This window comes from Pseudoalteromonas sp. PSi26 (assembly GCF_054960575.1).
The window spans coordinates 1-21,198 of the sequence record NZ_JBHNYT010000018.1 but is presented as its reverse complement, the minus strand read 5'-3'; the positions used below and the strand labels follow the sequence as shown (position 1 = coordinate 21,198).

At 40.2% G+C, this 21,198-nt stretch carries 17 protein-coding genes and 4 tRNA genes; 13 read left to right on the top strand and 8 right to left on the bottom strand.

Annotated elements, in window-relative coordinates; all coding sequences use genetic code 11:
* Positions 1 to 69: 69 nt before the first annotated feature.
* The 4 genes from ubiB to ACFI34_RS16540 form a co-directional block, all read right to left on the bottom strand.
* Positions 70 to 1,671: a ubiquinone biosynthesis regulatory protein kinase UbiB gene (gene ubiB / locus ACFI34_RS16555; RefSeq protein WP_462674281.1), complete on the bottom strand. Its 1,602-nt coding sequence runs from the start codon at positions 1,669 to 1,671 to the stop codon at positions 70 to 72.
* Between the two features lie 9 nt (positions 1,672 to 1,680).
* On the bottom strand, positions 1,681 to 2,355 hold the full coding sequence (locus ACFI34_RS16550; RefSeq protein WP_462674280.1) for a ubiquinone biosynthesis accessory factor UbiJ: 675 nt from the start codon (positions 2,353 to 2,355) through the stop codon (positions 1,681 to 1,683).
* A gap of 11 nt (positions 2,356 to 2,366) precedes the next feature.
* Positions 2,367 to 3,122: a bifunctional demethylmenaquinone methyltransferase/2-methoxy-6-polyprenyl-1,4-benzoquinol methylase UbiE gene (ubiE, locus tag ACFI34_RS16545; RefSeq protein WP_006793864.1), complete on the bottom strand. Its 756-nt coding sequence runs from the start codon at positions 3,120 to 3,122 to the stop codon at positions 2,367 to 2,369.
* Between the two features lie 83 nt (positions 3,123 to 3,205).
* Positions 3,206 to 4,192 (bottom strand): GGDEF domain-containing protein, encoded by a 987-nt coding sequence (locus ACFI34_RS16540; RefSeq protein WP_006793865.1) that lies wholly within the window; start codon positions 4,190 to 4,192, stop codon positions 3,206 to 3,208.
* 533 nt (positions 4,193 to 4,725) lie between these two features.
* Between ACFI34_RS16540 and ACFI34_RS16535 the strand changes: the two genes are divergently transcribed.
* The 5 genes from ACFI34_RS16535 to ACFI34_RS16515 all read left to right on the top strand — a co-directional run bounded on the left by ACFI34_RS16535 (position 4,726) and on the right by ACFI34_RS16515 (position 11,544).
* Positions 4,726 to 6,507, top strand: coding sequence for a DUF885 domain-containing protein (locus ACFI34_RS16535; RefSeq protein WP_462674279.1), 1,782 nt, complete (start codon positions 4,726 to 4,728; stop codon positions 6,505 to 6,507).
* A gap of 88 nt (positions 6,508 to 6,595) precedes the next feature.
* Positions 6,596 to 8,077: an FMN-binding glutamate synthase family protein gene (locus ACFI34_RS16530; RefSeq protein ID WP_462674278.1), complete on the top strand. Its 1,482-nt coding sequence runs from the start codon at positions 6,596 to 6,598 to the stop codon at positions 8,075 to 8,077.
* Between the two features lie 71 nt (positions 8,078 to 8,148).
* The gene (locus ACFI34_RS16525; protein WP_462674277.1) at positions 8,149 to 9,291 is read left to right on the top strand and encodes a methionine aminotransferase; all 1,143 of its coding nucleotides are present in this window, start codon (positions 8,149 to 8,151) and stop codon (positions 9,289 to 9,291) included.
* Positions 9,279 to 10,052 (top strand): amidohydrolase, encoded by a 774-nt coding sequence (locus ACFI34_RS16520; protein WP_462674276.1) that lies wholly within the window; start codon positions 9,279 to 9,281, stop codon positions 10,050 to 10,052. Before ACFI34_RS16525 ends, ACFI34_RS16520 begins: the two co-directional genes overlap by 13 nt.
* A gap of 76 nt (positions 10,053 to 10,128) precedes the next feature.
* Complete coding sequence (locus ACFI34_RS16515) at positions 10,129 to 11,544, top strand: mannose-1-phosphate guanylyltransferase/mannose-6-phosphate isomerase (protein ID WP_462674275.1); 1,416 nt, start codon at positions 10,129 to 10,131, stop codon at positions 11,542 to 11,544.
* Positions 11,545 to 11,572: 28 nt separating this feature from the next.
* Here the strand turns inward: ACFI34_RS16515 and ACFI34_RS16510 are convergent, their stop codons facing one another.
* The 3 genes from ACFI34_RS16510 to ACFI34_RS16500 form a co-directional block, all read right to left on the bottom strand.
* Positions 11,573 to 13,729, bottom strand: a complete 2,157-nt coding sequence (locus ACFI34_RS16510) for an ATP-binding protein (protein WP_462674274.1) — start codon at positions 13,727 to 13,729, stop codon at positions 11,573 to 11,575.
* Positions 13,730 to 13,852: 123 nt separating this feature from the next.
* A complete protein-coding gene (locus ACFI34_RS16505; RefSeq protein ID WP_008132268.1) occupies positions 13,853 to 14,509 on the bottom strand; it encodes a helix-turn-helix transcriptional regulator in 657 nt (218 codons plus the stop codon).
* 196 nt (positions 14,510 to 14,705) lie between these two features.
* On the bottom strand, positions 14,706 to 15,077 hold the full coding sequence (locus tag ACFI34_RS16500) for a histidine triad nucleotide-binding protein (protein ID WP_462674273.1): 372 nt from the start codon (positions 15,075 to 15,077) through the stop codon (positions 14,706 to 14,708).
* Positions 15,078 to 15,169: 92 nt separating this feature from the next.
* On the opposite strand from ACFI34_RS16500, the gene ACFI34_RS16495 reads away from it, so the two are divergent.
* The gene (locus ACFI34_RS16495; RefSeq protein WP_462674272.1) at positions 15,170 to 15,772 is read left to right on the top strand and encodes a DUF2057 domain-containing protein; all 603 of its coding nucleotides are present in this window, start codon (positions 15,170 to 15,172) and stop codon (positions 15,770 to 15,772) included.
* 61 nt (positions 15,773 to 15,833) lie between these two features.
* On the opposite strand, the gene ACFI34_RS16490 is transcribed toward ACFI34_RS16495, so the two are convergent.
* Entirely contained in the window at positions 15,834 to 17,675 is a 1,842-nt protein-coding gene (locus ACFI34_RS16490; protein WP_462674271.1) for a M1 family metallopeptidase, read from the bottom strand.
* A gap of 142 nt (positions 17,676 to 17,817) precedes the next feature.
* On the opposite strand from ACFI34_RS16490, the gene murB reads away from it, so the two are divergent.
* From murB to ACFI34_RS16455, 7 genes are all read left to right on the top strand, one after another.
* Positions 17,818 to 18,828 (top strand): UDP-N-acetylmuramate dehydrogenase, encoded by a 1,011-nt coding sequence (murB, locus tag ACFI34_RS16485; protein ID WP_462674270.1) that lies wholly within the window; start codon positions 17,818 to 17,820, stop codon positions 18,826 to 18,828.
* On the top strand, positions 18,825 to 19,829 hold the full coding sequence (gene birA / locus ACFI34_RS16480; RefSeq protein WP_462674269.1) for a bifunctional biotin--[acetyl-CoA-carboxylase] ligase/biotin operon repressor BirA: 1,005 nt from the start codon (positions 18,825 to 18,827) through the stop codon (positions 19,827 to 19,829). The genes murB and birA overlap by 4 nt, the downstream gene beginning before the upstream one ends.
* Positions 19,826 to 20,536 carry a type III pantothenate kinase gene (locus ACFI34_RS16475; protein WP_462674268.1) on the top strand — a complete coding sequence of 237 codons (711 nt, stop codon included), beginning with the start codon at positions 19,826 to 19,828 and terminating at the stop codon, positions 20,534 to 20,536. The genes birA and ACFI34_RS16475 overlap by 4 nt, the downstream gene beginning before the upstream one ends.
* Positions 20,537 to 20,662: 126 nt before the next feature.
* Positions 20,663 to 20,738, top strand: a tRNA-Thr gene (locus tag ACFI34_RS16470).
* Positions 20,739 to 20,778: 40 nt separating this feature from the next.
* A tRNA-Tyr gene (locus tag ACFI34_RS16465) sits at positions 20,779 to 20,863 on the top strand.
* A 45-nt stretch (positions 20,864 to 20,908) separates the two neighbouring features.
* Positions 20,909 to 20,983, top strand: a tRNA-Gly gene (locus ACFI34_RS16460).
* A gap of 11 nt (positions 20,984 to 20,994) precedes the next feature.
* A tRNA-Thr gene (locus ACFI34_RS16455) sits at positions 20,995 to 21,070 on the top strand.
* Positions 21,071 to 21,198 lie beyond the last annotated feature (128 nt).

The following is a 21,198-nucleotide window of genomic DNA, read 5'->3' as shown; positions in this document are numbered from 1 at the left end:
AATAATAAAATGATTAAATGTATATTTTAAATACTAATTATACGCTCTAAACCGTAAATAGCACTTTGTTTATGTGTGCCGCCATGCCGCAATAAAACACGTGGCAGAACAGGCCGCTGTAATGCCCGCAGCAATTAAATCATGTTGCAAATAACACAGTGCAGACACCACCAAAGTAGCGCTCCCCAACAAGCTAAGCACTAACGCTTTATGAGAAGCAGGCTTTACAGGTGCGTGGGTGCGCACTGGGCGCTTTAAGTTTTGATAAATCAAGTCAGGTAACTCAGGCATTTTTTCTGCCCAGAATGGTAGGTTTGCATACATTTGTTTTAAGACAGATAACGGCCCTACTTGTTCTTTAACCCATTGCTCTAAGAAGGGTTTAGCCGTTTTCCATAAATCTAGTTGAGGATAAAGCTGTCTTCCCAGCCCTTCAACATAGAGTAATGTTTTTTGAAGTAGCACCAATTGTGGTTGCACCTGCATATTAAATCGACGCGCGGTGTTAAATAAATTTACCAGTACATGCCCAAATGATATTTCAGCAAGTGGCTTATTAAAAATAGGTTCGCAAACAGTGCGAATAGCAAATTCAAACTCTTCGATACTGGTATCTTCAGGAACCCAGCCAGAGTCAACATGCAGTTGGGCTACTTGGCGATAGTCGCGATTAAAAAAGGCGATAAAGTTTTCTGCTAAATAGCGCTTATCTTCTTTGCTTAAGGTACCAACAATACCGCAATCAATACCAATATATTTAGGGTTTTCGGGATGCTCGCGAGATACAAAAATATTACCGGGATGCATGTCTGCATGAAAAAAGCTATCTCTGAATACTTGTGTAAAAAACACTTCTACACCACGTTCTGCAAGCAATTTCATATTTGTATTTTGCGCTATTAACGACTCGGTATCTGACACGGGTATACCGTAAATACGCTCCATCACTAACACGTTGCTTCGGCTGTAATCACTGAAAACAGTAGGAATATAGAGTGCATCTGAATCATCAAAATTACGTTTTAATTGAATGCCATTGGCACCTTCACGCATTAGGTCCAATTCATCAAGCAGTGTTTTTTTATACTCTTTTACTACTTCAACAGGGCGCAAACGTTTTGATTCGGTATGAACATTAGCAAGCACCTGAGCAAGCTTTTCCATTAATGCTAAGTCTGCATTTATTTGTTCATGGATGTTTGGGCGAATTACTTTAATAACAACATCTTGCTCAATATTATCGTTGTCAACTAGTGTTGCAGTATGCACTTGCGCTATTGATGCAGATGCCAATGGTGTTTGTGAAAATTCACTAAACAGCTCGCTAATGTCATTAATCTCGAGTGCATTTTCTATAATTTGTTGTGCCAATTCACCTTCAAAAGGCTGCACTTGATCTTGCAAAAAGGCAAGCTCTTGCGCGATATCGTGAGGAAGTAGATCGCGACGTGTTGACAGCATTTGGCCAAATTTAATCCATACAGGCCCCAACTCTTGTAATGCTAAACGTAGGCGCAGTCCTGCAGGTTTTTCTTTATGCTGATTTCGTAGCCAAAATAAACACCCTCTGGCAATTTTTGCAAACCAAGGGGTTTTACTTTTAGGCACTAATTCGTCTAAACCATAGCTAAGTAATGTTTTAGTGATGTAATACAATCGTGAAGAAGACACAAAAAGTCCTTAGCGTGTTTTGGCGCTTAATAAAGTGTTTATACGCTGCTCTATGGCGGCAACTTGGCCTTTTAGCTCTCGGTTTTGTTGTTTAAATTGTGCAAGTTCTAAAGGGTGAATTGTAATAGCTAGCTCGTCTTGAAATAAGCTTGTTAACGTGGTGCTGAGTTGCGCGTTAATTTTGCTACCATGGCGCTTTAGCGACATAATATGCAAATAAAGTTGTTGAGCTGGCGCATCGCCGATATACGCTGACAGTTGCTCAGGCCAATCTATGTCTATTTCCGAAAATGCACCGCTATATGCTTGAGCTATATTCAAGTCACCTTGTAAATCAAGTTTATCTTGGCGAATTAACTGAGTAAGTATGGCCGGATTTTTAAGAGCAACAAGCGTGTCTATATCGGCGCTGATCATGCAATCGCTATAATCGCTGTTGTCAGCGGCATAAAGGTGTAATTTTTCGTCAGCAAAAACAACCTGTATGGTTTGTTGCCAGTCTCTAACTTCAACAAGTAAACGCTGTTGTTTTACCGTGTTTAGCTTTTGGGCAACGTTAGGGTCGAGTTTAAGTGTTTGGTTTAAAATGCGCTCAACAAGCGAAAGTACAAAGTTGGGTAGCATCAAAAAAGTTGATGTATTTGTATCATCACTGGTTTTTTCAGTTGCTTGATCAAGCGCCATGACTCTGTGCCTTAATATTTAAAACCACGGTGAAGGGCAACAATTCCGCCAGTTAGGTTTTGATACGTTGTTTGTTCAAATCCAGCTTCATCCATCATTGCTTTAAGCGTATCTTGGTCTGGGTGCATACGAATCGACTCTGCTAAATATTGATAAGACTCACTGTCGTTAGCAACTAGCTTGCCCATTGTTGGCAGTAAATTGAACGAGTAAAAGTCATATGCCTTGCTAAGTGCTTCGTGTTTTGGCTTAGAAAATTCTAAAACTAATAAACGACCACCTGGCTTCAATATGCGATACATTGAGCGCAGCGCCTTGTCTTTGTCGGTTACATTACGTAAACCGAAGGCGATGGTGATCACATCAAAGCTGTTATCTGGAAATGGCAGCATTTCAGCATTCATTTGTACGTAGTCAATATTGCCTACAAGGCCCAAGTTATGAAGCTTTTCACGGCCTACTTTCAGCATAGATGAGTTTATATCGCCCAATACCACTTGACCAGTTTCACCGACTAGTTGACTAAATTTTGCCGTTAAATCGCCTGTACCACCTGCTAAATCGAGAACATGATGGCCTTTACGAACGCCAGAACTGGCTATAGTTTGACGTTTCCATAAACGGTGTACACCAAAAGACATTAAATCATTCATTACATCGTACTTGGCTGCAACAGAGTGAAATACGTCTGCAACCATTGATGCTTTTTCGTTTTCAGCAACGGTTTTGTAGCCAAAGTGCGTGGTCTTTTCAGGGGTTTCGTTCATGATTAATCTCTATCGTGGCAATAAGTACTAGTGTACTTTATTGTGCACCAAAGGTGCAATTTGAATATGATTTATCAGGTGTTTTATTGGCCGGCGGTAAAACTGCTTTGACCAAGAGAGCGGGCTTTAAATGCCGCATGGGATGCTTTTTTAGCCAGTTGGTTAAAGTCTTCTTTTTGCTGATGCTGGGCAATACCTAATGATAAATTAATACTAGGTAGTTTTGCGCCACTTTTTGAGCTTACAAACCGCAGCTTTTCTACACCTTTACGAACTTTTTCAGCAATGAGAATCGCTGTTTCAGGGTCAATGTCAGCTAATAAAACAGTAAATTGATCTTTAGCGGTACGCCCCGGTAAACCACTTTGCATTACATACTTTTGAACTTGTTTAGCAACTTTATTTAAAATCACTTCACCAATAATATCGCCAAAGTTATCAACAAAATGCGCTAAATTATCGATTTGAATGGCAATGGCGCAAATAGACTTGTCTTGAGTCGCCCATAATTCAGTTTGTTGGGTTAAGTAATGGCGTTTAAATAAGCCAGTTTGACTATCTATAATGTGTTGCTTACGAAGTTGAGAAAGTTGCTTTTGTGTTCTTTCGTGTAGTTTTTTTGCTCTCGTTAGCTCTTGCTTAAACTTTTTATGTTGAGCGAGTAACTCAGCAGTTTGCTTATCAAGTTTGTTAAGTGCTTGGCGGCTTTGTTCTATATTGTTTTCGTCAAGCGAATGAACACATTCACTCACTTGATCTGCAAAACGACTGATTTGTTTTTCTGTATTTTGCGCATTGTTAGACAATGAAGTAATAACGCCGTCTACGTTTTGAATCATCGACACTTGCGTATTGTGTCCGACATTTAAAAATTCAAAGTAAAGTTGCTCTATTAATACGCCATCAATGTTTTCATCGGTAGAAATAGCGCGATCTAATGTTTTATTTAATTTTAAATTTGCTTGGCTAACGTAGGTGTAAACAACTTGAAAGTTCAGGGGCGTTGGCGGCAGTGCATAGCGTTCTAAGAACATACACACTTGAGTCATTTTCTCTTGAGCAATAGCCATGGAATCATGGAACATCATTATTTAATACCAACTAAGTACGCATCAATGCTTAATTTATAATTTCATTCCATGAGTCGATTGTGCGTCCAAGCTTTTTTATTATTTTTTACTACTGTATTTGTTATAACTGCTATTAAAAAGCAAAAATAGGGCCAAGGGAACTTAAATTTTACTTTAGTCGCTTAATAGCTGCTTTTCTCATCAATTAGGCTTGTTTTTAACTCATTTAATATGGTTTATCGTTCAATAAACACTTTTAAAACTGTACTTTTAGAGTTGTTTTTTATTTAAAGCTTCATCTTATAGTGGTTGGTTTAGTATAAAGATAAAGGCATGTTATAAAGAGACGCTATTGCAAATGAGCCTTATAACGCAGTGTAATAGCTCTATGCTGCTACCATAGCTTGCGCCCTTTTATTGAATAAGCTTTAAGCCAGGTAGGGCGTTATCATAAACGATACTTGTCTCATTTACTTGCTATTTACTGAGTCTGAGATAGCTTTGTGAAATTCATTATCTGACTAAATTTTATTATGACGAATAATTTATTACTTAAGCCAATCCGCAATACACTTATCAGCATGACGCTTTTATGTACTTTAAGTGCCTGTCAAACCACAAACTATAACGCCGATAGTCAGTTTACAGCGGTTGCAGATAGCATTGTTGATTACCGACAAAGTTTCAACCCTTACGGCAACATTGAGGGTGTTAATGGTTATTTGTTAGCGAACCTATCGCCTGAGTTTTTAGAGCAACAATACAATAAAAAAACTCAGTTCTTGGCTGAGCTAGACGCCATAGATGCAGCGTCACTCAGTGATGAAAACCAAATAAACTTCAGTATTATTCGGGCGCAAGTACAAAACAGTGTTGACGAATATGTATTTAATACTCATTACATGCCGCTAACTTCTGAGTACGGTTTTCATTCTGGCTTATCATATATTGTAAACAGCAGCCAATATAAAACGCTGCAAAATTATCAAACTTATTTAGCACGTTTGGCTCAGGTTCCTCGCTTTTTTGAACAAAATATTTATTGGATGAAAAAAGGTCTTGAAACAGGTTTAACGCAACCTAAAGCGGTGCTTGAAGGATACGAAGAATCAATATCAGCTTATATAGTTGAGGATGTTACAACGTCTGAATTTTATAAACCTTTTTTAAAAAATAACGCAGGCTTGCCAGAGAGTGAATTTAAATCACTTCAGCAACAGGCGCAGTCGGTAATAAAAGATAAAGTAATTGAAGCATATAAAAATTATTTAGCTTTTTTTACACAGGTGTATCGCCCTGGTGCGCGCACTTCGATAGGTATTTCAAATACGCCAAACGGCGAGTCGTTTTATAAGAATAGGGCTAAATATTACACCACTACCGAAATGACCCCTAAAGAAATACACGAGCTGGGGTTAAAGGAAGTTGCACGCATTCGCGGCGAAATGGAAGCTATTATAAAAGAAGTCGAGTTTGAGGGAACATTTGCAGAGTTCATTCACTTTTTACGAACCGATCCACAATTTTATGCAACCACACCAGAGCAACTACTTAAAGAAGCAGCATACATAGCAAAAAAAATGGACGCACAACTGCCTAAGCTGTTTCATACCTTACCTCGTAAACCGTATGGTGTTGCGCCGGTACCCGCGAACATAGCGCCCAAATACACAACGGGTCGCTACTCTGGGTCAAATAGAGATGATGAGGCTGGCTATTATTGGGTGAATACGTACGCACTTGATAAACGCCCACTGTATGTATTAGAAGCGCTCACTTTGCACGAAGCGGTACCTGGTCATCATCTACAAATATCATTGAATGCAGAACTAGAAACCCTACCAAGCTATCGCCGAGATGCGTATTTATCGGCATTCGGTGAAGGTTGGGGGCTTTACTCTGAGTACTTAGGCATTGAAGCGGGCTTTTATCAAAGTCCATATAGCCGATTTGGTCGTTTAACTTACGAAATGTGGCGAGCTGCTCGTTTAGTGGTAGACACCGGTATGCACATGTATGGTTGGAGCAGGGAGCGCGCTATGCAGTTTATGAGCGAAAATACAGCGTTGTCGTTACACAATGTGAAAACCGAAACCGATCGCTATATAACTTGGCCTGGCCAAGCACTGTCATACAAAATTGGTGAGCTCACGATTAAACGTTTACGTAAAGAGGCTGAGCAAGCTCTTGGGCAAAGTTTTGATATTAGGGAGTTCCATCATCAGGTATTACGCCATGGCTCTGTCCCTTTATCTGTTTTAGAGGCGCAAGTACGTTTATATATTAATGAAGAGTTAGCCAAACAGAAGAGTTAGCCTACAAATGGTTAATTCTTGAATGCATAAAAGTGTTATGTCATGTTGGACATAGCACTTTTTTTATTTTTACAGCAGCGGGTCACCAATGAACAACTTTATAATGTTTAGTATTGACGTATTTGCGAGTCTATTTATTGTTTTTTTAGGCTTATTAGTTTTAATTGTGGCTGTTTTTTATATCCGCGATGTTACACAAACAAAGCATGCAATTAGACGAAATTATCCTGTAATTGGACGCTTTAGGTATTTTTTTGAACGTCAAGGCGAGTTTTTTAGACAATACTTTTTTGCCCTCGACAGGGAAGAAATGCCTTTTAATCGTGCCGAACGTAGTTGGATTTATCGCGCTGCAAAAAATGTAGACCGTACCGCGGCATTTGGATCTACACAAAGCTTAGAGGTCACAGGTACAGTAATGTTTATGAACTGCGCCTTCCCTACGCTTGATGAAGAAGCGCTTGCGCCAAGTGAGGTAACGCTTGGGCCCTATTGCCAAACACCTTATTCAACCAATTCGTTATTTAATGTATCAGGAATGAGCTTTGGTGCGCTGTCTAAACCCGCTGTGCGTGCTCTTTCTAGAGGAGCAAAGCTCGCAGGCTGTTGGATGAACACGGGTGAAGGTGGCTTGAGCCCTTATCACCTTGAAGGGGGCGCAGATTTAGTTTTTCAAATTGGTACTGCTAAATACGGGGTACGCGATGAAAATGGCCAGCTAAGTATCGAAAAACTCAAACAGATTGCAGCACACGAGCAGGTTAAAATGTTTGAGCTTAAAATGAGCCAAGGCGCTAAACCCGGTAAGGGAGGCATGCTTCCTGGGCGCAAAGTGAATGCTGAAATAGCAAAAATACGCGGTATTCCTGAGGGGGAAGATTCTATTAGTCCAAATGGGCACCCTGAAATTAAAAACCCCAGTGATATTCTCGATATGATTGCAACGGTACGAAATACTACAGGTAAACCAACTGGCTTTAAGGCCGTTATTGGTGCGTATGGCTGGTTAGAAACCTTATTTGCTGAAATAAATCACCGTGGTATAGAGTCAGCTCCTGACTTTATTACTATTGATAGTGCCGACGGTGGAACCGGTGCTGCTCCTCAGCCCTTAATGGATTCTGTGGGATTACCGCTTCGTGAAAGTTTACCGCTAGTAGTCAATATGCTTGAAAAACACGGACTGAGAGATCGCGTTAAAATCATTGTTTCGGGTAAGCTTATTGTGCCTTCGAAAGTTGCTTGGGCGTTAGCGCTTGGGGCTGATTTTGTTGTGTCGGCTCGCGGACATATGTTTGCATTAGGGTGTATTCAATCAATGCAATGTAACAAAGATTCTTGCCCTACTGGTATTACTACTCATAACGAACGCCTGCAGCGCGGTTTAAACGTTGCTGATAAATCGCAGCGAGTGGCTAATTACAACAAGTATATTCATTACGGCGCGGGGCTCATTGCTCACTCATGTGGCGTACCAAGCGCGCGAGAGCTTAAACGTGAGCATGTGCGCATAGTTCAAGAAAGTGGCCTTTCGGAGCCATTAGATAAAATTTACGAAAATTATAAATAGCTTAAAAATAAACAGATGTTATAGGTGCGTGTTTATTTTGAGTGGTTCTAAAAATGAAGTAAGGAAAGCGCGTGTTCAATAGTAAATTACCTGACGTTGGTGTGAGTATATTTAGTCAAATGAGTGAGTTGGCGAATCAGTTCTCTGCACTTAACCTTTCGCAGGGGTTTCCGGAATTCGACACTCCAAACTTTTTAAAAAGTCAGATCACTCATTATGTTCGACATGGTGTTAATCAATATTCTCCTTCAAGTGGTGTGCCTAAATTACAGCAGCAAATTGCAAATTTGGTACAAAATAAATACGCTACAGAGCTTAATGCTGCCAAGCAAATAACCATCACATCAGGGGCAACCGAGGCACTTTTTGTTGCCATTCAAACAGTAGTTCGCCCAAACGACGAGGTCATTGTATTTGATCCTGCTTACGACTCCTATAAGCCAGCAATTGAGCTTGCTGGTGGGAGGTCAGTACATTTTGCTTTAAATGCGCCAGACTTTACGATTGATTGGCATAAGGTAGAGCAAAAAATCACAAAAAAAACACGCGCTATTATTATAAATACGCCCCACAACCCAAGCGCTAAAATATTTACACATCACGATATTATAGAACTTAAAAGGTTGGTTGGTACTTACAACCTTTATGTTATTAGCGATGAGGTATATGAGCACATTACTTTTGATGAGCAACTACATTTAAGTGTATTACGTGATCACGAATTATTAGCTAAAAGTTTTGTTATTTCGAGCTTTGGTAAAACATTTCATTGCACAGGGTGGAAGATGGGTTACTGCATTGCCCCTGATGACTTGTCAGGTGAGTTTAGAAAGATTCATCAATATGTCACCTTTTCTAGCTTTACACCAGCTCAGCATGCATTGGCCGACATGTTAGAACAACAAGGCGATCATGTAGATTCGCTCAGTGATTTTTATCAACAAAAGCGTAATTTACTTATACGTCATTTACATGGAAGTCGATTTACAATTTTACCAAGTCAAGGAACCTACTTTTTATTGTTAGATTATAGTGATGTATCTGATTTAAACGATGTTGAATTTTGCCATTGGCTAGTTGAGCAAGCAGGTGTTGCGGCAATACCTTTAAGTGTTTTTTATCAAACGCCACCGGGCGATAAAGTTATTCGCTTATGTTTTGCAAAAAATGATGAAACCCTAAAAGAGGCAGCCCATATTTTATGTCAACTTTAACGCTTACATTAGTACAAAGCTCTCTTCACTGGCTTGATAAAAGCGCTAATTTAGCGATGCTTGATAAGCAGCTCGAGGCGCTAATAGAAAACCCTGACCTTATTTTGTTACCTGAAACATTTGCCACTGGTTTCGCTATAAATCTTGACTGCGCGGAGCCAGAAAATGGCCTAGTGCTTACATGGTTAAAACAACAAGCAAAAAAACATGATGCAGTGATTGCTGGGTCGGTGCTGGTGGCGCAAGGTAATAAAAAAGCCAACCGCTTTTATTGGGTAAAACCATGTGGTGAAGTGAGCTATTACGATAAACGCCATTTATTTCGCTTAGGTAATGAGGGAGACCATGTAATAGCAGGAAATGATCGAAAAGTGTTTGAAATTAATGGCTTTAAACTACTGCCTCAAGTGTGCTATGACCTGCGTTTTCCGGTGTTTCAGCGCAATAAAAATGACTACGACATAATGGTAAATGTAGCAAATTGGCCAGCGGTGCGACGGCCTGTTTGGGATACACTATTAGCAGCTCGTGCAATAGAAAATTTATGTTATGTGGTAGGGGTTAACCGTATAGGCGACGATGGCAATGGTGTTGCCCACACTGGTGGCACCGCAGTTTATAACTTTAAGGGAGAGGTATTAGCTAAGGCGGCCGATAACACAGAGCAGCTAGTAACAGTGAGGCTTGAAAAAAAACATTTGGAGGCCTTTAAAGCGGCTTTCCCTGCTTATTTAGATGCCGATACGTTTACTCTGACTTAAATCATCTTCACATAGCACTAAATACATTAAGTGTTAAAATAGGCGCTATTACATTGATTGGCGGCCAATTAACAATATGAACACTTTAATCACTCCTGTTATTTTAGCTGGTGGTATTGGCTCTAGGTTGTGGCCTTTGTCACGCCAAGCAATGCCTAAGCAATTTTTGCCACTATTGAATAATGAAAACTCATTATTGCAAAATACATTAAATCGCGTCTCAGGGGCTGAGTTTTCACAGCCAATTTTAGTGTGTAATGAACAGCACCGATTTATTGCTAAAGATCAAAGTAGTGCAGCTAATGTGTTTGGGGTGATACTTGAGCCTACAGGTAAAAATACGGCTCCTGCTATTGCACTTGCTGCCCATTACGCAATTCAAAGTGGGCTTAAAGGCCCTATGTTGGTGATGCCTGCTGATCATCATATAAAGGATTTTTCTCCGCTAACATCACAAATAAACGATGCTGTAATACTGGCAGAGCAAGGAAAGTTAGTTACTTTTTCAATTACACCTTCATTGGCCCACACAGGGTTTGGGTATATAAAGCAAGGCAGTAAAATTTCAGGCTCAAACTGTTTTGAAGTCGCTGAATTTAAAGAAAAGCCAAACTTAGCCACCGCTGAGCGTTATATAGCTGAAGGGGGGTATAGCTGGAATAGTGGGATGTTTTTATTTACACCACAAGCCTATTTGGATGAACTGGAACGCTTCGCACCAAAAATTGCGCACAGCGTCAAAGTGGCTTCTCATTTTTCACATGACTTAGGTTTTACTAGGCCCGATAGTAAACCGCTTGAGCTTTGCCCTAGTGACTCAATTGATTACGCTATTTTAGAGCGTAGTAACAATGTTGCTGTTATGCCTGTAGCACTTCAATGGAATGATGTGGGCAGCTTTAGTGCGCTTGCCAGCCTGAGCAAAAAAGATAGTTATGGCAATAACAAAAGCGAAAATCATACTACACAAAACAGTACCAATAATTTTGTTATAAGTGAAAACGACCATACGGTGGCTACGCTTGGCGTAAGTGATTTGGCTATTATCCACACCCACGATGCCACACTGGTTGCAAATAAAAAAGAGCTTGATGAGTTACCTTTACTATTAAAAAAATTAGCACTAGGGCACAGTGATAAGCTTAATCATCATCGAGTAGTGTACCGCCCTTGGGGTAGCTATCACACATTAGTTGCGGGCGCTGGTTTTAAAGTAAAAAAAATAACTGTAAATACTGGCGCTAAGCTCTCAACGCAGCGTCATCAGCATCGTGCAGAGCATTGGGTTGTTGTATCTGGGGGGGCAGATGTGCGTATTGACGATCAAGTATTAACGCTCACCCAAGATCAATCTTGTTATATTGCCGCTAAACAACTGCATAGCTTAACGAATAACCAGCAAGTGCCGTTAATTGTTATTGAGGTACAAACGGGTGCCATACTTGATGAAAATGACATTGAGCGATTTAATGATATGTACGGAAGGTATTAAGCTGCTTTACTTTTAAAAGTAAACCGCCTTAACCTAATTCACTACGTACAAATTTTAAGTACCTCTCAAGGCTGCGTTGCCAAAGATCGAGTGCCTCATCAAGCATGCCGTTATGAGGCTTATTGTCGAGTAGGCGGCGCTCAATTTTTTTAAGTTCCATACCGTAACGATTAAACCCTAATTGCAATGCAGTACTCGCTTGGCGGTGTAAAAGTTTAATGCACTGTTCAGGATGCTGGTCTATTAAATCTTGGCAGCGTATCAGCTTATTACGAGCAGAGAGGACAAACTCATTATAAATAGATGATACCTCATCCTCACTAAACGAGCTGGCGAGTGTTTCAATAGCCGTTTTATCATACAGGGTATCTATAAGCTCTACTGCAATATTTGTGGTTTGATTTGATTGAGAATCGCTTAATGCCTGGCGCAGTTTTTGGTGTTTTATTGGCTTACCAACAATGTCTTTTATACCCAACGCTAAATACTCTTTAACTTCATCAGGGCTTAAACTCGCAGTAAAGGCGAGTACTGGTGTACGCTGGTTTTTGTGACCAAGGCGTTTAAGGCGTTTAAGAACTTCTTGGCCTGTTAAATCGGGTAGATTCATATCAAGTAAGACGACGTCAAAATGATGAGCTTGCATTAACTCAATGGCACTCTTACCGTCTTTAGCGAGCTTAATTTTGTGTTCGTCGTCGGCCATAAACTCAATAGCAATTTTTTGGTTTAGGTCTAAATCTTCCACTAAAAGAACATCAAGCCCTGTTAAATAATCTTTTGTTTGATGGCGTTGCTCTACAAGACTTAACTCACCCAGCGCAAAAGTAATCGTAAAGCTAAACACACTACCAATACCCAGTTCGCTAGAAATCTCAAGGCGACTACCGAGTTTTTCTAATAAGCGGCTTGTAATTGCAAGTCCAAGGCCGGTGCCACCTTTTTCTTTACCTGCACTACTTTGTACATAGGGCTCGGTTAAGTATGCAATTTCATCGTTTTCAATACCCGGGCCTGAATCCTTAACACTCACTTGTATAGTGTGTTCTAGTTGTTTTTCTAAAATCAAATCAACCTGAATTTTTACCACGCCACGGTCAGTAAATTTAATAGCATTACCAACTAAGTTAATAATTATTTGTCGAAGCTTTTGTTGGTCACAGTAGTAGCATGCTTGTTCAGGAATATTACATATAAGCTCAAATTTAAGCTGTTTTTGTTCTGCTAATGGGCTGAGCAATAAGCATAAGTTATTTAGCCATGTTTTAAATTCAATATCTTCTTCATAAAGGGCTTCGTCACTTTGGTCTAGACTCGCATATTCAAGTACTTTATCGACCAGTAGGTTTAGTGATTCGGCAGAATTAATAATTGCTTCGCAATAGGCCTTACTATGCGTATCGCTTGTTTGGTTCATGACCAATTGTGCACTACCTAAAATACCATTGAGTGGTGTACGTATTTCGTGACTAATAGTCGATAAAAATAGCCCTCGTATTTCTAAATCTTTCTGCGCTTTATCGGCGAGCGTATTAAGGTGATGCTCTCGGCGTTCATTACATAACAGTGCCATACCAGCGGCATAGAACATAGGTGCAATGATGCCATTTAAAAATAATACAGTGCTAAACCAACTGCTTGAGACGAGATCTTTTTGCTCAATGTCATTCATAAAAAGTGAGCGCGCAATAAAGGCTAACACCACGAGTGTTAAAATTGTGATGTATACAATACTGCCGTTGGGGTAAGGTTTACGGGCGTACTTTATAAATATAAACAGTAAAAACAAGGCTTCTGAAATATGTTGTAAGTCGGAGGCGATAACACGGCCAGCTAAAGTAGGATCAAAAAAACTATAATAACCAAATACCATTGCACTAAATGCGGTGACTGAACAAAGAAGCTTAAATCCAGGTCCGCGATAATCTAAAAATTGACTAATAGCAAAACAGTGCACAACAGAGGCTGCAAACATTAAGCTACACGCTGCATTTATAACAAGTAAATTATGTGAGCTACTTACAAGCGCAAATGCAACGACAGCGCATAGCATCAATACTGGGTAAAAAATGTATATCAGTGTCCCAGGGGTTTGTTTATTGGTTCGCCAAGTTAAAATATTCAAAAAAGTCATGACGACAATAACGGCTATGCTGGCAAAATATAAAGTGTATGAGTCAAGCATGGGTTTTCCAGCAGGTGATTTTTGATTAGATTAATTAAAACTTATAAACTTAACAAACGCTTATATTAAATACAAAAACAGACACCTAAGTGTCTGTTTGTGTATTTCAGTCGAAGTCAGCGTTTAGCGAATTTCGTCTGGTATATTTTGCTGCGCCCACGACAAAAGCTCAATGCGGTTACGACACTTGGTCTTTCTAAATGCGCTGTATAGATGAGTTTTTACAGTGTGTGGGCTAATGCTAAGTTCTTCAGCAATTTCTTTGTTTTTAGAACCGTTACTCATTAATGAAATAATCGCTTTCTCTCGCTTAGTAAGTTTGACAGGTTCAATATCGCCCTCTGTCAGCTTGTGAAGTGCGTCTTTATTAAACTGCAACATGCGATTTAATGCATTACACATGATGTCGCGACGATACCAAAGCTGGTCTTCTAATAAGAGTCGAATACCTTTCATTAGCACATCTGCATTATCGGTCGTGTAAAATACACCACGAATACCGCTGAGTAGTGCTCGATTAGCAAGCTCTGGGTTTTCATCTAAGTTAAATAATATGATATCGCACTTAACACGAAGGTTTACTAGTTGTTCTTTTAATTTCCCCCACGCGTCATTGCTAGATGTTTCAATAAAAAGTAAGCGAGTCCCTTCAGGTGTATCCAATATATTAGTACCTGTTGTTACGTCTAGTCCTTGCGTTTTTAGCAATGGCTCTAATACGTTAATACCAATAGTATTAATTGGATCTTTATCTAATAACAAAAAGGCAGAACTGCTCATGTTTTTATACTCTTTTATAAAGCTGACTGATTAAGTTTATCACGATTCCCACATCTTTAGTATTAGAAAACCGCTATCGTACTTAAAAACAAGTACAATTTTATGATTATTTAAACATAAAATGTTGCAAATAAGTAATTATTTTTTAATTTATAGGAACACATGCTTTTACATAGTATGTAGTAACCGAGCTTAATTAAACGATTTCTTTTTTGTTATCTTGATAAGGAGGCCACCCCATTTGCTTACCGGCAAGCATGTGAAGATGGATATGATAGACGGTTTGGCCGCCATGATCGTTGCAGTTCATAACAACACGGTAGCCGTCATCGCTAAAGTTATGTTCTTTTGCAAGCTTAGCGGCAACAACATATAAGTTGCCTACTAAATATGCATTATCATTATTTATATGATTTATGGTAGGAATTGCAATTTTTGGGATAATTAACACATGAAAAGGAGCTTGAGGGTTTATATCTTCAAACGCGAGAGTATTTTCGTCCTCGTAAATTATGTTTGCTGGGATCTCGCGGTTGATTATTTTTGTAAAGATAGTCTCTTGGCTCATTGTGTGTTCCTTATCAAGTGGTATGAAATTTAGATTCACTAATGACAAATTTTCAAAGCAGTGTCAAACTCAAATCAACCAAAGGAGTTAATATGCGTAAATCAGTGTTAATGAGCAGTGTAGCTGCATTGCTATTTAGTGTATCGAGTATGGCAGAAAATATTCACTTTCCTGAAGAGTTTGTACCGTTGCAAGTCGGTGAGCGAATAATAGAAAGCTCTTTGTTTAGCCGTGTAGAAGATTTAGAGTTAGCGCCGGGATCGTATCGGCTAAAGCTTAAATATACCGACTTATACGATGAAGATTACGATATGCATGAGGTGGTTGAGTCAGAGCCTTTTTGGGTTGATATTACGATTGAGGCGGGCACAGATTACACCTTGGTATTTAATCGTGCTGAAAATGCGGTAGCGGCTAAAGTATTTGCTCAATCGCCCATGGTAAGTTTAAAAGCAAAAGGCAGTGCATTAGCTGCACCATTGAGTGTTGTCTCTAATAACCAACTTGCTAGCGAAACGCCTGTTAGAACTATGCGAGAAGCACCTGCGGGTCCAGAAAAGCCAAGTAGGCCAATTAAACCAATTACACCCATTACAGGAAAAGGCATGCCAAGTGCGGCGCAAATGCTCGACTTTTGGTGGCAGCAAGCAACAGTTGCTGAGCGCAAAGCGTTTTTAGCTAAAGTAACAAAATAAGCTGTTTGAGATAAGCATTAAAAAAGGGCCAAACTTGGCCCTTTTAACTTTACACTATTTATTATTCAAATAATGCGTCAATAGTGCCTTGAGCGAGTGGGTGGTACCCCGGACGTGCTTTTAAGTAAACACTCTGCGCCCAGTCTTTCTTACCGTTAGTGATAAGTGATTTGTACAGCGGCACAATTAGCTTACGACGACCAATACCTGATAAATGCGCATCAAGTGCAGGGTAAATGGGCTGATAACCGTTGCCTACTGCTAGCATATACCATGCAAATGCACGTTCTGCGTTGGTTGACTGCGTTAAGTTAAACTCATCATCTAATTCAGTCATTTTTTCAATGCTTAAATCGCGTGGTAAGTTGTTTAAAAAGTGCAACCACTCGTGTACGGTCCAGTTTGCTGTAGGTAACTGAGCAGCTGTTTTTTCGCCTTGCAACCAGGCTGTAGTTGCAGTATCGACCTTATCGAACGCATCAGACGTAGGGTTAGGAGCATCTGTTGGTAAATCTGGCTCAAAAATCCACTCGTTTATTTTATCCATGCTAACAATACCTGGGTACTTGTTAATTAAATTAGCTTCAATATAGGTAACAAATTGCGCAGTCGTTAACGATTTAAAAGCAAACTCGTCAAAGTAAGTTTTTACGAAAGGGTCAAACTTGTCACGACCAAACTTGTTTTCCAAGTAAATCAAGAATAATTGACCTTTAGTGTATGGTACCGAGCTAAACGCATCGTCTGGATCACGACCATTAAGCTTTAAGTTAAGGCGTGTGTCTGGCGCGTCAATGGTTTTAAGCTGCGCGCGAAGACCTGCTGCATCGAGTGCTTGTTCCATAACGGCACGGTCGCGACCAAACACTTCTTCCATAATGCGGTTTTCAACGTATGAGGTAAAACCTTCGTTTAACCATAAATCTTCCCACGTTGCATTAGTCACTAAGTTACCAGACCAAGAGTGAGCAAGCTCATGCGCAATAAGGTTAACTAAGCTTTTATCGCCAGCGACAACGGTAGGGGTAATAAACGATAAACGTGGATTTTCCATACCACCAAACGGAAAACTTGGCGGAAGCATGAGTAAGTCGTAACGGCCCCAAGCATAGTCGCCATACATGGCATTGGTTTTATCGATCATGGCTTGCGTGTCGTTAAACTCAGCAACAGAGGCTTCTAAAATTTCAGGCTCTGCAAATATACCCGTCTGATGAGACATTGCTTTAAATTCTAGGTTACCTGCACCAATGGCAATTAGGTATGGCGAAATAGCTTGCGGCATTTCAAAATGGTAGTCGCCATCTTTATAAAGCGCATCTTTATTGTCTGCACTCATAACCGCACGAATATCTTTAGGCGTAGTGATTCGCGCAGAGTACGTTACACGCATTGCTGGAGTGTCTTGTACTGGTAACCAGCTACGAGCATGAATTGCTTGTGATTGGCTATACATAAACGGATGCGTTTTACTTGCAGTTTGCGTAGGTGTTAACCATTGTAGACCAGATGCTTCTGGGCGACTGTTATAATAAATACGCACTATTTTAGCTTGGCTTTTAAATTCAATAGTCAGCTTTGAGCCTTTAACATCATCACGATTCGCTAAAGTGAATTTAGCTTTGTGCCAGCTGCCTGTTTGTGTTTGATACATTACTTTATCAATATCTAAATCGCGGGTATCAAGCACTAGTGTTTTGCTTTTGCTGTTATTCCATTTAAGCGTATGCTCAACAAAGCCTTCTAATTGCTTGTCGTCAAAATCGACATCTAAATCAAGGCTAAGGTGAGTTGTAACAACATCGTCAAGATTGGCGTATGAGTTTTGATCAACCGCATTCGCCATTGCTTGCGAACACATACCTGCCATAGCGAGGCTTAAAAAGAGAGGTTTAATTTTCATAATTACCCTGAACACAAATAAAAAGTGCAGGTTTTATATCACGATTGGCTGGGTGGGTTGAGCAATTTTTACAATCTGATGCGCATTTTGCGACGATGAGGTAAACTATTACGATTAGTTAACGGTTTATCTTGAGAGCTTTGTGGCGTACGCATTACACCCTTTACACACCTTTGCATTACATAATCAATGCCAAAATTTAGTTAAAATTACTCACCTTGAGCAACTTTATACTCAAAGCTTTTCGTCACCATTTTGTTTGTTGGGGGAGGGGAGTAATACCATTTTTTTAAACGATTACCACGGTACAGTTATTAAAATGGCCACCAAAGGGATTACTATTACACCCCGTGAAACCGATACTTTAATAAGCGTTGCCGCTGGTGAAAATTGGCACGCATTAGTAAGTTACTTGCTTGATAAAAACTTACCAGGGCTTGAAAACTTAGCACTTATACCTGGTACAGTTGGGGCGTCACCTGTACAAAATATTGGAGCCTACGGTGTTGAGCTTTCTAAATTTGTAGAGTCGGTTGAGTACTTTGACATACACAGCAAGAAACTTGTTTGTTTGACTAACGCGCAATGTGAGTTTGGCTACCGCGACTCTGTATTTAAACATGGACTAAAAAATAAAGCCGTTATCACACGTGTATTGCTAGCATTGCCAAAGCAATGGCAACCTGTACTGAGTTATGGGCCATTAAAACAGCTAACAAACGTGACTCCACGCGCTGTATTTGAGCACGTTATTCAAACTCGTAATAGTAAACTGCCAGATCCATACACGTTACCAAATGCGGGTAGTTTTTTTAAAAACCCGATAATTACCAGTCAACAGTTAGCAACGTTGTTAAAGCAGTTTCCTGATGCACCGTATTACGCCTATGGGCAAAGTGAGCATAAGGTAGCTGCGGGTTGGCTAATCGATAACGCAAACCTTAAAGGTTATCGCGTAGCGGGTATTGAGGTTCATAGACAACAAGCACTGGTATTGGTTAATCATGGTAACAGTGAAGGTAAAGACTTGATTGCTATGATCACGCATATTCAGCATGTTGTGCATTCGCGTTACAACATACTGCTTGAGCATGAAGTACGGTTAATAAACACAACCGATGAATGCTACATACAAGGAGACGTTACACAGTGAAAGCACCCGATGGCAATAAACTCGCTATATTGAATGCGTTAAATCAACCCGGTTTTGTATCTGGCCAAGCGCTAGGTGAGCAGCTCGGTATTAGTCGCGCGGCAGTGAGTAAACACATAAATAGCTTACAAGTTATGGGTTTAGATATTTTTAAAGTAACGGGTAAAGGCTATAGCTTAAATAACCATGCTGGGCTTTTAAATCAAACCAAAATACAGCAGCATTTTAATCAATTAACTAGCCAGTTAAAGTCACAGCCAGCGAACGTAGAAGTACACCCTATAATCGACTCAACCAATTCCGAACTTATGAGGCGGATACAAGCTAAAACAGCGCTTGAGTCGGGTACCGTGATTGTGGCTGAAATGCAGCAGGCTGGCCGAGGACGACGAGGCCGTGTGTGGCAGTCACCGTTTGGTGCAAACCTTTATTACAGCTATTTTTGGCGTTTAGATGATGGTCTTCAAGCGGCTATGGGGGTGTCGATTGCGGTCGGATTAGCGGTATACGATACAATTAAAGCGCTTTACGACATAGAGTTAGAGCTTAAGTGGCCAAATGATATTTACCTAAATAAACAAAAACTTGCTGGTGTACTTGTGGAGCTAGATGGGCAGCCGCAAGGGCCGTGTCAGTTAGTGTTAGGAATTGGTATTAATTTGCAAATGCCACAGAACTTTAGTCAACACATAGATCAAGCATGGACTGATCTAAGCCAGCATACCCAGCAGCTAGATAAAAACGAGCTGGTGGCATCACTCACCTACCACTTAGAGCACCGGTTAGATCAGTATCGTAAAAGTGGGTTACACACAATGCACGAGCAATGGAATTCGCTTAATGCATTTGCCGGTGAGTGCGTAGAGTTAAATACAGGCCATAGAAGTTGGCGAGGAATATGCGAAGGAATTGACCCTCAAGGAGGGATTCGTATTCGCCAAGACGGCGAAGTAAAAAGCTATTATGGCGGTGAAATATCACTGAGAAAGGCACAGCTATGAGATTACTCATCGATGTAGGTAACACATCTTTAAAAGCCGTGCTTTGGTTCAACGAGCAGGCACAACCAGCCGATTTAAATAAGTTACCCTGGCTGAAAATAACAGAAGTTGTATACGCGTGTGTAGGTCGAAATGATTTACTCAATAAAATATTAGCTCAAGCTGCTATGCATCAAGTGACATGTTATGAAGCCACGGTAACTAAAACACTTCAAGGATTAAGCTGCGCATACGAGCAAGTAAGTAACCTGGGTATAGACAGATGGCTTGCGCTTATTGCTGGATTTACATTGCACCCAAATAAAGCGTGCATAGTGGTTGATGCGGGTACCGCCACAACGATTGATGTGTTAACCAGTGAAGGTCAGCATTTAGGTGGGTGGATTTTACCTGGGCTCGATTTAATGACTTCATCGCTGACACAAAACACCCAACGAGTATTTGATGACGAAAAAACCCCCTTTGAGAATCAATTAGGGAAAAACACCCCTAACGGCTTAAAAAATGGTGCGCTAGTGGCCACTATAGGCGCAGTTGAACAAGCTAAATTACATTTAGGTGCAAAAAATAGCACCCAAACAATACAAATTGTTTTTGCTGGTGGTTATGGCGCGTTATTACAGCAGCAATTTGAAGGTAGTATTTTTGATTCTTTATTAGTAATGAAAGGCTTAAATTTTTGGCGAAATTTAAGCAAAACAAGCTAAAAATAGAAAAATAAGCAACTTTTGCATGAATATTGAACATTTAACCAATAAAATCGCATTTTTTTTAATTTTATAGTTGCATCCCAATAAACCTTACTCTAATATCTCGCCCCGTACTAAAGCAGTGCCGACTTAGCTCAGCTGGTAGAGCAACTGACTTGTAATCAGTAGGTCAACCGTTCGACTCGGTTAGTCGGCACCACTTTCCTTTTACCGAAAGTGAATTAGTAGAGAATTATCGTGGAGGGGTTCCCGAGCGGCCAAAGGGATCAGACTGTAAATCTGACGGCTCAGCCTTCGCTGGTTCGAATCCAGCTCCCTCCACCACTTTATTCTTGACGGTTAGAGGTAGATTAAGAACAGATTCCTAACGCGGGCATCGTATAATGGCTATTACCTCAGCCTTCCAAGCTGATGATGCGGGTTCGATTCCCGCTGCCCGCTCCAGTTCTTGTGTTGCTGATATAGCTCAGTTGGTAGAGCGCACCCTTGGTAAGGGTGAGGTCGGCAGTTCGACTCTGCCTATCAGCACCAGTCTTAAGAATCTTCTTGATTACTTCCTTTATCTGTCAGAAAATACTATTTGAAAAAATTAACTTAATCTACCTTCGGTGGATTATTTTCATATGTAATCTAGATACACAAAACTGATAGGTTCCGTC